At 51.3% G+C, this 13,825-nt stretch carries 13 protein-coding genes; 6 read left to right on the top strand and 7 right to left on the bottom strand.

All coding sequences use genetic code 11. From position 1 onward, the window contains the following. Positions 1–97: 97 nt before the first annotated feature. The 3 genes from ABWW03_RS14455 to ABWW03_RS14445 form a co-directional block, all read right to left on the bottom strand. Positions 98–1,207 (bottom strand): NADH:flavin oxidoreductase, encoded by a 1,110-nt coding sequence (locus ABWW03_RS14455; RefSeq protein ID WP_353409314.1) that lies wholly within the window; start codon positions 1,205–1,207, stop codon positions 98–100. A gap of 24 nt (positions 1,208–1,231) precedes the next feature. Further along, on the bottom strand, positions 1,232–1,840 hold the full coding sequence (locus tag ABWW03_RS14450; protein WP_353409312.1) for a TetR/AcrR family transcriptional regulator: 609 nt from the start codon (positions 1,838–1,840) through the stop codon (positions 1,232–1,234). A 268-nt stretch (positions 1,841–2,108) separates the two neighbouring features. Next, positions 2,109–2,579: an Lrp/AsnC family transcriptional regulator gene (locus tag ABWW03_RS14445; protein ID WP_353409310.1), complete on the bottom strand. Its 471-nt coding sequence runs from the start codon at positions 2,577–2,579 to the stop codon at positions 2,109–2,111. A 271-nt stretch (positions 2,580–2,850) separates the two neighbouring features. Here ABWW03_RS14445 and ABWW03_RS14440 point away from each other — a divergent pair, with 271 nt between their 5' ends. Then, positions 2,851–3,627: an SDR family NAD(P)-dependent oxidoreductase gene (locus ABWW03_RS14440; RefSeq protein ID WP_353409308.1), complete on the top strand. Its 777-nt coding sequence runs from the start codon at positions 2,851–2,853 to the stop codon at positions 3,625–3,627. A 142-nt stretch (positions 3,628–3,769) separates the two neighbouring features. Here the strand turns inward: ABWW03_RS14440 and ABWW03_RS14435 are convergent, their stop codons facing one another. The 3 genes from ABWW03_RS14435 to ABWW03_RS14425 all read right to left on the bottom strand — a co-directional run bounded on the left by ABWW03_RS14435 (position 3,770) and on the right by ABWW03_RS14425 (position 5,690). Next, positions 3,770–4,675, bottom strand: coding sequence for an ion channel (locus ABWW03_RS14435; protein WP_353409306.1), 906 nt, complete (start codon positions 4,673–4,675; stop codon positions 3,770–3,772). 128 nt (positions 4,676–4,803) lie between these two features. Then, positions 4,804–5,214, bottom strand: coding sequence for a VanZ family protein (locus ABWW03_RS14430; RefSeq protein ID WP_353409304.1), 411 nt, complete (start codon positions 5,212–5,214; stop codon positions 4,804–4,806). 23 nt (positions 5,215–5,237) lie between these two features. Beyond that, a complete protein-coding gene (locus ABWW03_RS14425; protein ID WP_353409302.1) occupies positions 5,238–5,690 on the bottom strand; it encodes a MarR family winged helix-turn-helix transcriptional regulator in 453 nt (150 codons plus the stop codon). A gap of 225 nt (positions 5,691–5,915) precedes the next feature. On the opposite strand from ABWW03_RS14425, the gene ABWW03_RS14420 reads away from it, so the two are divergent. Further along, on the top strand, positions 5,916–8,288 hold the full coding sequence (locus ABWW03_RS14420) for a bifunctional salicylyl-CoA 5-hydroxylase/oxidoreductase (protein ID WP_353409300.1): 2,373 nt from the start codon (positions 5,916–5,918) through the stop codon (positions 8,286–8,288). A 64-nt stretch (positions 8,289–8,352) separates the two neighbouring features. On the opposite strand, the gene ABWW03_RS14415 is transcribed toward ABWW03_RS14420, so the two are convergent. Then, complete coding sequence (locus ABWW03_RS14415) at positions 8,353–9,072, bottom strand: SGNH/GDSL hydrolase family protein (RefSeq protein WP_353409298.1); 720 nt, start codon at positions 9,070–9,072, stop codon at positions 8,353–8,355. Between the two features lie 234 nt (positions 9,073–9,306). On the opposite strand from ABWW03_RS14415, the gene ABWW03_RS14410 reads away from it, so the two are divergent. From ABWW03_RS14410 to ABWW03_RS14395, 4 genes are all read left to right on the top strand, one after another. Continuing rightward, positions 9,307–10,290, top strand: a complete 984-nt coding sequence (locus ABWW03_RS14410; RefSeq protein ID WP_353409296.1) for a mitochondrial fission ELM1 family protein — start codon at positions 9,307–9,309, stop codon at positions 10,288–10,290. After that, positions 10,287–11,405 (top strand): glycosyltransferase family 4 protein, encoded by a 1,119-nt coding sequence (locus tag ABWW03_RS14405; RefSeq protein WP_353409294.1) that lies wholly within the window; start codon positions 10,287–10,289, stop codon positions 11,403–11,405. The genes ABWW03_RS14410 and ABWW03_RS14405 overlap by 4 nt, the downstream gene beginning before the upstream one ends. 2 nt (positions 11,406–11,407) lie before the next feature. Further along, on the top strand, positions 11,408–12,442 hold the full coding sequence (locus ABWW03_RS14400) for a glycosyltransferase (protein ID WP_353409292.1): 1,035 nt from the start codon (positions 11,408–11,410) through the stop codon (positions 12,440–12,442). Positions 12,443–12,514: 72 nt separating this feature from the next. Then, positions 12,515–13,825 carry an O-antigen ligase family protein gene (locus ABWW03_RS14395; RefSeq protein WP_353409290.1) on the top strand — a complete coding sequence of 437 codons (1,311 nt, stop codon included), beginning with the start codon at positions 12,515–12,517 and terminating at the stop codon, positions 13,823–13,825.

Genomic DNA, 13,825 nt, shown 5'->3' with positions numbered 1-13,825 from the left:
TTCGGAACTAAACCTCCACACTGAATTGAGAGAGGAAATCGAGCGATCTATCGTGAAGGGGGGAGAAGAGGCCGGAGTGATACCGGCCTCTTGAGGGTCAGACCAGCTTAAACAACATGTCTTTTTCGTAGGCAGCCATCTCACTCATGCGACCTTCCTGAACCATTTTGGGCCAGTCGGGGTTGGCAATCAGGGCGCGGCCAACGGCGACCAGATCGAACTCATCAGCTTCCATACGTTGGATCAAATTGTCCAGGCTGGCTGGCTCCGCTTCGCGGAACACGGCGGTGCCATCGACCGGCAGGAAGTCGGCATTCAAACTGACACTGCCGACCGTAATGGTAGGCTTGCCACTGATTTTCTTCACCCAGCCCGCCAGGTTCAGATCGCTGCCTTCAAACTCTGGTTCCCAGAAGCGGCGAGTGGAACAATGGAAAATATCCACGCCGGCCTCCGACAGTGGCTTGATGAAGGTTTCCAGTTCTTCCGGCGTGTTAACCAGACGAGCAGGGTAGTCCTGTTGTTTCCACTGGGACCAGCGCAGGATAATTGGGAAATCCGGCCCCACCGCTTCGCGACAGGCTTTGATAATTTCAATGGCAAAGCGTGAGCGGTTTTCCAGGCTGCCACCGTATTCGTCGTCACGCTGGTTGCTGCCTTCCCAGAAGAACTGATCCACCAGATAACCGTGAGCGCCGTGAATTTCAATGGCGTCCATACCGATGGCCTTGGCATCTTTGGCGCCCTGTGCAAAGGCGGCAACCACATCGGCGATATCTTCTTTGGTCATGGCGTGACCGGTGACTTTGCCTGCCTTAACCATACCACTAGGGCTGTAGCCGGGTACGTCTTTATCGGGTTCGGTACCCTGACGACGGATAGCACCAACATGCCACAACTGAGGAGCAATTTTACCGCCTTCAGCGTGTACGGCATCCACGACTTTTTTCCAGCCAGCCAGTGCTTCTTCGCCATAGAAGAAGGGGACATTTTCATAACCATTGGCCGCTTTGTGATTGATGCAGGTGCCTTCGGTGATGATTAAGCCCGTCCCGCCAGCGGCGCGACGACGGTAGTATTCAACGACCATATCGTTTGGCACATTACCTGGTGAGGCTGTGCGCGTCATGGGGGCCATCACGATTCGGTTTGGCAGCTCAAGTTGGCCAAGTTTGGCCGGACGGAACAGGGTTTCAGAATTACTCATAAGGTTCTCTTGCGTTAGCGATGTTTAGGTGCCACTGGGCTGCAGCAGCAGATCAAGTTGGTGTAAGACGGGAGAGATCCACTCTCCACCGTGAATGCGGGAGTATTGCAATGCCCCCTTTAGGCTTAATACAAAAATACTGGCCTGGGCTTGGGCGTCGCCCGGAAAATGAAATTCACCATTTTGGCGGCCTTCTTCCAGCACTTCGCTGATGAAATCCAGTTCATGCCGATCCAGGTCCTGCAAGGCGGGCAGCAGGGTGCCGGGAAGCTTGGCGACATCGGCCTGCAAGGAACTCAGCGGGCAGACCTTGTGTGGGCCTTCGGCATAGTTCAACAAGGCCTCTACAAAGATATGCAGTTTTTCTGTGGCGCTGTGTTCGCTGTTGCGTGAACGCTGATACAGGTCCTCGTGCCAATGTTTTATGGCCTCGCAAAGGGCCTGGCCGAGATCTTCCTTCTTTGGGAAGTGGTAGTGAATACTCGCTTTGGTGATGCCCAAAGCACTGGAGATATCCTGGTAACTGAAGTTTTCATAGCCTTGGGTTTGCAGCAATTCCAGACTGATCTGGACGATTTCCTGTTTGCGGTTCTTTTTGCGCACCTGCTTGGCTTGGCTGATATCGGGAGTCATAGAATCGGTTCGTCGATTAAGTGTTGTGTAAATTAACCTACTAGTAGGTAAGTTAATAGGGGTAAAAGTGACCAAGCTGAGGTTTTAATGGCACCTTTGGCAGGTAGATATGAGTGAAGTTTGGTTAAACCACAGAAGATCTGGAACTAATTAAGGGCTGTAGAGACTAAGAAGACAGCAAGTTACATTGCTCTCCTCCTATATTGAATACTTACCCGCCCTTGAGGCGGGTTTTTTTATGGGCGGGCGAAAATACCGGTACGCCCGCTCAGATTGGCAGCTGAGTGGTGAATTTCACCTGTTTCAAGGCAAAGGTGGAATTGACTGAGGCGACGTAGGGAAGGTGTACCAGCCGGGTTTTTAGTACCGTTTCATAGTGATCCACGCTACCGACCACAACCTTCAAAAGATAATCTTTTTCGCCACTGGTTGAATAACATTCAACCACTTCGGGCATCTCCTGCACGGCATCTTCAAATGCGGTGAGGGAAGCTTCATCGTGTTTGGTCATGGTGATATAGGCGTGGACTGAGACGCCAAGTGAAAGTGAGTCGGGATTCAGCAATGTGACGCGTCCTTGAATGATCCCTTCTTTCTCCAAGCGCTTGATACGCCGCCAGCAGGGAGTGTGAGACAGGCCCACAGCTTCTCCCAACTCAGCCATAGAATAATCGGCATTCTCCTGCAGGGCGCGCAGAATCTTGCGATCAAATTCATCCAGGGCAAAAGTATCTGACATCCTAATTTCTCTCTAACTTGTAGGTTAATGTCCTAAGTCTAGTCAGATATTCGGATCTGTCACTAAATGGACGAAAATATTCTGACAATTTAGACGAGCGTATTCGTTAAGAGAGGTGGGTGATTTAGGCGCCAGACAGGTTGATCAAGCCAATTGTAAGAAACGGGCAGGAGTTGAGCGCGCGGATTGTGGTATAACAGCTGACCTATTTTGTAATCTTCGGCCGGTTTCCGGGCGGAAATTAATTTGCACTTATCAATGTGGAGTAGTTATGGAACTCAATAATAAAGTCGCCATTGTCACGGGTGGAGCCTCGGGTTTGGGGCGTGCAACTTGCGATCAATTGGTTGCTGCTGGCGTCAAGGTTGCTATTTTCGATATGAATGAAGAGGCTGGCCAACAGGCGGTGGCCGATCTGGGAAGTGATCGTGCCTGTTTCAGTGTGGTGAACGTCAGTGATGAAGCGTCTGTTGCCGCAGGCATTGCCGATGCCATGAACGCATTTGGTGCTATCCACATTCTGGTTAACTGCGCCGGTATTGCAACCGCGGGCAAGGTGTTGAACCGTGAAGGTCAGGCACTGAATCTCGGTGATTTCAACAAAGTGATCAATGTAAATCTGATTGGTTCTTTCAATGTGGCGCGTTTGGCTGCGGAACAAATGGCCAAGAATGAACCGATGGGTGAAGCTTTGGAGCGTGGGGTGATTGTGAACACTGCATCCGTAGCGGCTTTTGATGGTCAGATGGGGCAGGCTGCGTACTCAGCGAGTAAAGGCGGTATTGTGGGCATGACTTTGCCAATGGCGCGTGATCTTGCGAGTGTTGGTGTTCGTGTGAACACGATTGCGCCGGGTATCATGGGCACACCTCTGTTGGCGTCTCTGCCGGACAATGTGAAAGATTCACTGATCGCGAATGTGCAGTTTCCCAAGCGCTTGGGTTTGCCATCAGAGTTTGGGGATCTGGTTGTCACCATCGCGCAAAATGCTTATTTGAATGCAGAAACCATTCGCTTGGATGGCGGTATTCGTATGCAGCCGCGTTAATCGCTGCTAAGCCTTGGGCAAGAGAAAAGCGCAACCTTTATGGGGTCGCGCTTTTTTTGTGTTCAGCGTTTGGTTTTTTATTGGAGTTTAACATAGCCGTTGAAGAAACAATCGGCGGCTTTCAGTTTTGAATCTGTTTCTATTAACGCGTCATTTTCTTCACAAAAACGACCACAAATAATGCCAGGGTAAAACTGCCCATCAACGCTTCTATAGACGCGAATACTCGTGATAAACCGGTGGGGGTGATGTCGCCATAGCCAAGTGTGGTGAACGTAACGATGCTGAAATAAATGCTTTCGAGGTAAGCCAGGAGGTTATATTTCAGGCCAGCAGAGGTATCAAAGGCGACATGTTCGCCAGCGAAACTAATGCCCGAAAAGAAATACAATGTCGCAAACCCTAAAATGGTTAAACTGCTGAACGCTACGACTCGAATGGGTTGTTCGCCATAACCGCAAAACAGATCAACAATTTTTGAAATCAAACGTCGCGAAGAATATTTCGGCATTTGTTTGCGGCGTACCACCATTTCACGTTCAAAAAAATAACCTGCGTTTTCAAACAACCCCTGGTTCTCAAACACTTTTCTCAGGTGGCGATAAATTTCTTCGGCTTGCTCGTACAAGTCTAGCTGCTCTTCCCGGCTGCCACTTTCGTCGGCTTTGCATTCCTGGATAACTCTATCGCCCCAGCGCACATGTTCGAGTTTGGCGTCGTGAAATTTTGTGCCCAAAAGATTGCAATTGCTCAGGTTGGCACAATGCAGATTCGCACCGGTGAAGTCGGCTTTCATCAGAGAACTGCCACTGAGATCGAGCATAAAACAATGGGCACCGCGCAGATTTGCGCGGTACAAATCACTGTCAATCAAGCGATAACCCTGCTTGGCGTTATGATTGACTAAATTGATGTTCTCCAATTGGCTGGACTTCAATTTGAAGTCACGCATGGCTTGGCCTTTGCGCGCGCGTTGTTGCAGTTGTCCGGCTATATCCTCATGGGACAGCATGTCACCCTGCTGCCATTTGCGGTCGTCTTCAAACACCCAACACCTCTTATTTTGCTTTTGTCTCTTTATCTCGGCTTACATTGAGGATAGTCAAAAGTGCAGGCTTTGCTAGCAAGCGTGAAAGAAGGCAGAGGGAAAGAACGTACGGAGGACGAGGTGAGCGATTAGGGCCCTTGGAGGCCCGAGGTCTGTCGACCGCGTAATGCGAACAGCGCGTGCCAGAACAGAAAGGCGGCTATCAGTCCCAAACTGTTAGCCAAGGTGTCTCCCCAGTCAAAGATTCGGCCGGGCACCCACAGCTGCCCGGTTTCCGCTGCGCTGGCAATCAGCAGCAGTGTGGCAAAGCCTCGGGTTCGGGGTGGCTTAGGGTAGGTGGCGAGGCCAAAGGCCCCGGCAACACTTCCCCAGCAAATAAAATGCAAAGCTTTATCCCAAATCAGACTGAAGCCTGTTCCGGGGCTGGGGCTTAAATTAAAAAACAAGGCGATTGCGAGCAGGGCGAAGAAAAGCCCCCAGCGCAAATGGCGACTGTTGTGAAGTAAGGGGCTGTTATCGGGTTCGGTCCAAAAGCGCACAGTTGCTGGCCTGTCCTGCGGGTTTACTCGGGTTCGGTAGCGACTTTAAAGGCGCTGTTGGCTCGTTTCAATAGATGCAATAGCTGATCGATTTCCAACGGCGTCAGGTCTCCCAGCAATTCATGGCTCCAATCTGCGTGGGCCTGGGCCATGTCTTCAAACAACTGCAGGCCTTTGTCTGTAATTCGAATCTGAATGACGCGGCGATCCAACGGGCTGGCGCTGCGCTCAATTAGGTGCTCATTGACCATCCTATCCACCAGCCGGGTGATGTTTCCGCGGCTGGCGAGAAGTTGCTCGGCGACCTTGCCCATGGGCAGGCCTTCCGGAGAGTAACGGTAGAGCTGAGACAACACATCAAATCGAGACATGCTCTGTTTAAAACGTTGGTGAAAGCGGGTTTCCATCTCTTGCTCGATGGATTTGGAGCTTTTGGCTAGCTGAAGCCATACGCGTAGGTATTTATCACTGGACATCAAGTCGTACTTCCTGTTTCGCCATTGCTGTTGTTTTTGTAGGCGCCTGGGGCAGTATTTTAAGGGTAATTATTCTCCAGGGCAAAATATGACTTGTTTATATATTACGTGTAATATATATTGCATCCATATTCAGTGATATTAGGTCTTGGGATGGGCGCCAACAACGGCTCAGCGCAGGGCCTCAACATCAGATCAATGCTTGCAAAAGAAGGGGTTATGGCCATGAAAATTACAGTGATCGGCGGTGGACCTGGCGGAATGTACTTTGCGCTGCTTACCAAGAAAGCGCAGCCAGATTGGGATATTGAGATTTACGAGCAGAATAAATGTGACGACACCTTTGGTTTCGGTGTGGTGTTCTCAGACGATACTCTGGATGAATTCCTGTCTCGCGATCCTGAGTCCTATGAGCGCATTCGTGATGACTTTGCCTATTGGGACGATATCGTAATCAGCTATAAAGGTGAAAAGATCCGTTGCTCCGGTAATGGCTTCTGCGGCACCTCTCGTGTCAGCTTGCTGAATCTCTTGCAAGGCCGTTGTCAGGAATTGGGCATCAAAATGCACTTTGAAGCCCGAATCGACCCTTCTGAATACGAAACCCGCTTTGCTGATTCCGATTTGATTCTGGCCTCGGATGGGATTGCCTCGGCAACCCGCGAATACTTTAAAGAAGGCTTTAACCCAACAACGGAAATTAAATCCAACCGTTTTGTGTGGATGGGGTCCGCCCGTCCGCTGAAAGATTTCACCTACTTCTTCAAAGAGACCGAGCACGGATTAATTTGTGCGCATACCTATCAATACGAACCTGGCATGTCGACCTGGATTTTCGAAATGTCTGATGAGTGTTGGAACGGGTTCGAGTTTGAAGAGCAGAATGAAGAAGACAGCCGAGCCAAGTTGGAAGCGATTTTCGCTGAAGAACTGGAAGGTCATGGCTTGATTCTTAACCGCAGTTGGTGGCGCCAGTTCCCACGCATTTTCTGTAATAACTGGTACCACAAGAACATTACCATTTTGGGCGATGCTAAAGCGTCGGCGCATTATTCCATCGGTTCCGGGACCAAGTTAGCCATGGAGTGTGCGATTGGTCTGCACGATGCAGTAATGGAAAAACATCAAGAAGGTGTCGAGGCCTGTTTTAAACGTTACGACGAATTACGTCGTACACCGGCACAGATTGTCCAGCACAATGCGGACGTTTCTCTGGCCTGGTTCGAACATATGGATCGTTCCTGGGACATGGACCCGATGCAGTTTGCCATGGTGGTGATGTGTCGCGCCAAGTCGGTGACCTATGACAATTTGATTTTACGTGACGAACGTTTTGTGAACGCCGCCGATACGGAATGGTATCAGCGCTACTACGAAGAAACCGGTGTCGATGTACGTGATAGTCGCCCAACACCGATGTTTACGCCGTACAAGTTACGTGAATTGGAGCTGCGTAATCGCGTCGTTATGTCGCCAATGGCTCAGTACTCTGCCGATAAAGACGGCAATCTCACTGAGTGGCACTATATCCACTACAGCAGTCGTGCAACCGGTGGCATGGGATTGATGTACACCGAAATGACCTGTCCATCGTCCGATGCACGCATTACGGAAGGGTGTCCGGGGATGTGGACCGATGAGCATGAGGCTCAGTGGAAACGCATTGTGGATTTTGTACACGGCAATACCGACACCAAAATTTGTATGCAGCTCGGGCATGCTGGCCGCAAAGGCTCCACTCAATTGGGTTGGGAAAAAATGGATATGCCGATCGCTGACAACGACGCGAATTGGCCTTTGGTGTCGGCTTCTTCACTGCCTTATTTTGATGGTGTTTCCCAGGTGCCTGCCGAGCTGGATCGCGCAGGAATGGATCGCATTGTGACTGATTTTGTTCAGGCAGCCGCCCGCGCCGATCGTGCGGGTTTTGATATGCTGGAATTACACTGTGCCCACGGTTATCTGTTGGCTTCTTTCCTGTCACCGCTGACCAATCAGCGCCGTGATGAATACGGCGGCAGCGTTGAAAACCGTATGCGTTTCCCGCTGGAAGTGTTCTCGGCCATTCGCGATGTATGGCCGGCCAATAAGCCGATGTCTGTGCGTATCTCGGCATGTGATTGGGTTGAGGGTGGTATCACGGAAGAAGATACGGTTGCTATTGCGAAAGCGTTCAGTGCGGTTGGTTGTGACTTGATCGATGTGTCGGCGGGCCAGACGGTTGCCGATCAGAAGCCCACATATGGTCGTATGTTCCAAGTGCAATTCTCTGAAGCCATTCGCAATGTGACGGGCTTGGCCACCATGGCGGTGGGCAATATTACCGATGGTGGTCAGGTGAACACCATTTTGCATACGCGACGCGCGGACCTTGTGGCGATTGGCCGCCCTCATCTGTGGAATCCATACTTCACGCGTCACGAAGCCGCCCGCTACGGTGTCGAAGTCGACCAGGGGTGGGAGAAGCAATATCTCAGCGGTCAAGCCCAGGCCTACTCAGTGCAGGGTAAGGCGCGTGAACAGCAGCTGGAACTGCAACGCAAGGCCAAGCCCAAGCGTCATGCAACGGATCGAACCGACGAATTCAAGCACGCTTGATATAAGGTCGACCATAAAAAAAGCCCGCAATTGCGGGCTTTTTTTATGGTCGCGAGGCATTGAATCAGTTGCTGCGCTCGCTGTTCACAATGATATCCAGCATCGCATTGGCTACCAAGCTGGCGCCTTGGGCTGAAAGGTGCACGCTGTCATCGTAGAGTTCATCGCGTTCCGCTCCATCAGCGATGGCCGTTTTAATCAAGTTGGCGGTGTCGAGAAAGAAATCGCCATCGCCCGCCAACTCCCTCAGATAGCCATCGTAGCGAGCCAGCCAGCCATTGCGCTCCTCATCGTCGGTAGGGGCACTTCCCCACAGCAGCACTTTCAGATTCGGGTTTTGCTGGCGTTGTTGATCGATAATGGCTCGCATGCTCGATTTGTATTCATCAGGCTCAATGACAAAGCCGGACGTCACCCAGCCTTTTTGCGCTGCGCCACGCAAACGCTTCTTGAGGGACTTCAGTAATTTTCGAGCGAATTTTTTGAGTCGGTTGTCCGGATAATAGCTGATGTACACCTGGGGAATACTGGTCATCCAGGCGTCGACCAAACCAAAATTGAGCAACATCCAATCGGCCGCTTGCTTGTGGTCATCGGACATGCACAGGCCTTCGCGGCAGGTACTCATGGTAGTGCCGTAGTTGTGCAATTGGCAGGGAATATCCTGGCGTTGTAGCTTCTCGCAGAGCTGCTTGGGGGCGTTAAAGTGGGTGCCGTATTCGATGGCTCCGGCGGTGTTGCAATCCCCAATGGCCAGCAGCTCGAGCTTCTTATTGTCTGTCATATAGGCGCAAAGCTTAACAAAAGCCGCAGTATAAGTTTTTCTATAGGCAAAATCGACTGCTCTTACGGTTTTGCTGGGGGATATCTGTTTGGAAATTCAACAAACTGTTACACAGTGCAATTAGTCAGTTGGGCTTGAATTTGGTACTCTTGCGGTTTTGTCAAAACCTGTTGTATTCCCAGCTTGTGTGCTCTTTGGAGCCTTGGGGCAGACTCTATAGGCACCAAATAAATAGTGGACATCAAGCTACTGATCTTCAGCGATGGAAAACCGGGGCATTTAAACCAAAGCTTGGGCTTGGTCTATGCCTTGCGAAGGGCTATTGCTGATTTACCACAGTTTCAAGATGCCCAAATTCACCACGATATTGTTGAGCCTTTGAGTCATGTTCAGGCGCTGATGCTGTGGTTGGGTTTCTCGAACGCACCCCGCCATTGGCCTGAGCACTGTGATGTTCTATTGGCAGCCGGCCACGCGTGCCACAGCAGTTTGATCGTTGCCAAGAAACACTATCAAGCCAAGTCCCTGGTGTTGATGAAGCCCAGCTTTCCACTTCGGTGTTTCGATGTCTGTATTGCTCCTGCTCACGACGAGCTGGCCGTAACTGACAAGGTGATTGTGACCGAAGGTGCCCTGAATCCGGTGGTTTACCGGGGAGAAAACAAAACCCTGAACATGATGTTGATTGGTGGGCCGTCCAAACATTTCCATTGGAATGACGAGCAGGTTCTTCAGCAAATTGGAGAGGCCTTGGCCAAACAGAGCGCCAAAGATGCCGAAAGAGAGTGGTTGTTGATCAGTTCACGCCGCACTCCGGAATCTTTTTATGAGCGATTGGATGCATTGAATTTACCCGTCACATTACTCAAGCCTGATGACGTTGACGCTGGGTGGTTGGCGACACAGCTTCCCTCGGCGAAAGAGTGTTGGGTGAGTCCGGACAGCGTTTCCATGGTATATGAAGCCCTGACTGCGGAAGCGCAGGTGTCGATTTTTTCTCTGGCTGAATGCCCGCCCACCAGCCGAGTGGCAAAAGGCCTGCGCACATTGATTGAGGCGGGCAGAGTACGTGAACTTTCTGCGGGGAGCCGTTCGGCTTCCAGTGCTGAATCGCAGGGGAACACGGATGCCGAGAGAGAGCCTTTTAACCAAGCGGATCAAGTCGCCAGAATATTGCTCGACCAATACGCCATTTTTGATCAGGTGGCTTCCCGGTGACATTGAAAGTCATTCAATTTTTACCAAGCCTGCGTGGTGGGGGTGTTGAAATCGGCACTTTGGAGGTCGCTAAGGCGTTGGTTCAGGCTGGACACGAGTCGTTGGTGGTTTCCGCCGGAGGCCCAATGGTCGAGTCTCTGGAAGCTGATGGCTCAACACACATACGTTGGGATCTCGGTAAAAAATCCCCCTTGAGCTTCCGGCATATCTGGGCCTTGAGGCGTTGGCTGCGTGAGCAGCGGGCCGATGTTGTCCATGTACGCTCACGTATGCCGGCCTGGATTGTGTATCTGGCCTGGAGGGGGATGCCTGAGAATGAGCGGCCGCGATTTATGACGACTATGCACGGTTTGCATTCCGTATCGGCATACAGCGAAATCATGTGTCGAGGTGAGCGAGTGATCGCCGTGTCAAAAACGGTGGAAGAGTATATTGCCAAGAACTATCCACGTACGGATATGTCTCGGGTGAGGCTTGTGAATCGTGGTGTCAGCGATGAGGAATACCCCTGGGATTACTGTCCTGATGAGCAATGGTTGAGCCAGTGGCGGAACGAGTTTCCTCAGTTTGCCGGCAAGCGCCTGATTTGCTTGCCCGGACGGCTGACACGCTTGAAAGGGCATCGTTACTTTTTAAACTTGATGGCGGCCCTGTCGCAGCGTTTCGATGATGTGCATGGCATTGTGGTGGGTTCTGAGGACCCGAAGCGCCAGGGGTATGCGAAGGAATTGGTTGAGCAGGTCAAAGCAATGGGACTGCAGGATCAGCTGACCTTTACAGGCGGCCGTGGTGATATGAAAAACATCTACAGCCAATCGGCTATGGTGTTGTCTTTATCGAGTAAACCTGAATCCTTTGGTCGTACGACCACCGAGGCCCTGAGTATGGGGGTGCCGGTAGTCGGCTTTGACCATGGCGGTGTCGGAGAGCAGTTGCAAAGCCTTTTCCCTATGGGGAGGGTACCCTGTTTCGACGAGAGCGTTTTACTCAGCAAAGTCGACGCTTTGCTGCATCAGCCGGAAAAACCGAAAAAGAACGATTGCTACCTGAAGAGTAAAATGCTGGCCCAAACCCTGACGATTTACCAAGAACTGGCGAGCACAGCGCAGAGTTAACTATGAGAATTTGTGAAATACTGGCGAGTACCGGTGAAGGCGGCCTCGAGAAGCACATGTTGGATTTGTGCAATACCATGGCCAGCCTCGGGCACGACGTGCATGTGATCGTTGATCCTTACTTCGCCGACCGTTTTGAACCTGCAGTTCAGGTACACAGTTTGAATATGGGGCGCAGTCGCAATAATCCTGTGCTCTTGTGGCAGTTGTATCGGTTGATTTCCGACATCAATCCCGATGTCGTTCATGCTCAGGCGAACAAAGCGGCCAGCCTGGTGGCGCGTATTAAGGGGTTTTTGACGCGGCCTTGTGTGGGCACCATTCACAATCAAAAATCCAAATCGGCGATGTTCTCATCCTTAGATGGCGTCATCGGCGTCAGTCAAGGGGCCTGTTCGGTTGTCAACAATACCAACACCCATTGCGTGTACAATGGCGTCGCGCTGGATGCGCAACTCAGCCGAGACAGCGCTCGCGATACGCTGTTGACCCTGAGTGGCGCCAGTGGTGAACGGCCGATTGCTGTCGCGCTGGTGCGTTTGGTTGACGTTAAGCGGGTTGATTTGCTGCTGCAAGCCTGGGAAGGAATACCGGCCGATTTGTTGATTTTGGGTGATGGCCCCTTGATGGCATCGCTGAAGGCGCAAGCGGCTCCATTGATTGAGAGCGGTAATGTCCATTTTTGTGGCTTTGTGAAAGACGCTGCGATGCTATTGCCTGGTGCGGACTTTATGGTCATCAGCTCTGATCGTGAGGGCTTCCCCTATTCGATGGTTGAGGCTTTGTGCGCCGGAGTTCCTGTTCTTTCCACTGAGGTGGCAGCTGCGAAGGAAATGTTGCCAGCGAGCCTTAGGGTTCCGCTGGGCGATGCCCGGGGACTGGCGGAAAAAGTGGCCCATTTTCTAAACGCTCCCGAGGCCTATGAAGACGATCTGAGTGCACTCTTTGAGCGGGCCAGGCGCCAGTTGAACGTCGCTTATATGACCCGGGAAACGGTTGCTTTTTTAGAATCGATCACAGCCCAGGCTAAGATGTGAGCGAAAGCGGTGGCATTCGCGATAAGATGAACAATAGAAGAATTGAACGAAAGTAGGGTACGGGTGAATTCATTGAAAGAACCAGAGTTGAAAGCCGCTCTGGTACAACAACACACACTGAGCAGTAAATTATTGCCCGGCCTTTGGTTGCTGGTATTGCTGCTAAGTGCCTATATGCCCAAAACCATTGGTGCCGTGCCGGCTGTATTTGGCCTGACCGGCTTGTGGATCTATTTTAAGGATGGCGGTTGGAAGGACGTCTCACGCCTGTTCGGCGGGCGTTTTCGATTGTTGGGCTTCTCGGTTGTGCTATTCCTGCTGTACATGGGATTGAGCAATGTTTTTACCCATTTTCCCGAGGCTGCGGTAAAACGCACCGTTGGGTTGCTGATCATCTTTGTGCTCTCCGTTATCAGCTTGATGCTGGTAACTCGCTTTGATGTTTCCGTTTCACGCGCCTTTTTGCCCTGGGTACCACTCGCGGTTTTTCTGGGAATCCTCTTCAATATTGTTGAATCCTTCTTAGGGTATCCGTTATACGCCCTCAATCTGGACAGCCATGACAGCATTGGCGCTTATCTGGTCAATCGCTCGGTCAGCGTATTGATGTTGATGGCGGTTCCAAGTTTGTTGATCATTCGTGCAGTGTTCGATGGGGTGAACGCTAAGGCCTTGCAAGCGATTTTCATCTTGAGCCTGTTGCTGCTTATCCAGCAAAGCGCCTCGGAAACCGCCAAGGTGGCCGTAGTGGTTATTGCGGTGAGTACGTTGTTGCTGCGCGTGTTAGGGCCACTGTTTCTGCGTTTTTGCGGGATTTGTATTGTGATCGGCATGTTGGCAGCGCCCTTTGCGGCGCCACCGGCTTATCAATATGTGGCTAAGGATATTGATCAGAGCAGCCTCTTCGGTGCCACGGGTGCCCACGGAGCTCAACGTTTGGAAATTTATGATTTTGTGGCCCGTTATTCTATGAATAAACCCATTCTGGGGCATGGTTTAGACGCCGCACGAGAAATTAAAGACTTTGATTCAAAGGGCAAATTTATGCAGGAGAGTCAAATCTCACATCCGCATAACTTTGCTCTGCAATTGTGGTTGGAACTGGGTTTGATTGGTGTGCTCCTCGCGGGCTTCTTTATCCAGTCTCTCCTGGCCAGCCTAGGAAAAAGAGAGAGTTTGAGCCTGTCCTATTTCAGTGTGTTTCTTATAGGGCTTTGTGCGTATTCTTTCAGTTATGGTTTATGGCAGGCATGGATGATCGCCGCAATTGTCGTCGCCGTCATGCTCCTGAGGATGATCTCCCGAGCTTACCCCGATGCGAACACGCGGCGCGAGCAACAGCCAGATGCGTATGCAGACCAAGCAAAGATAAATGGAGCCTAA

The organism is Pseudoteredinibacter isoporae (genome assembly GCF_040372805.1).
Classification (GTDB): domain Bacteria; phylum Pseudomonadota; class Gammaproteobacteria; order Pseudomonadales; family Cellvibrionaceae; genus Pseudoteredinibacter; species Pseudoteredinibacter isoporae_A.
This window is presented reverse-complemented; position numbering and strand designations above follow the sequence as displayed.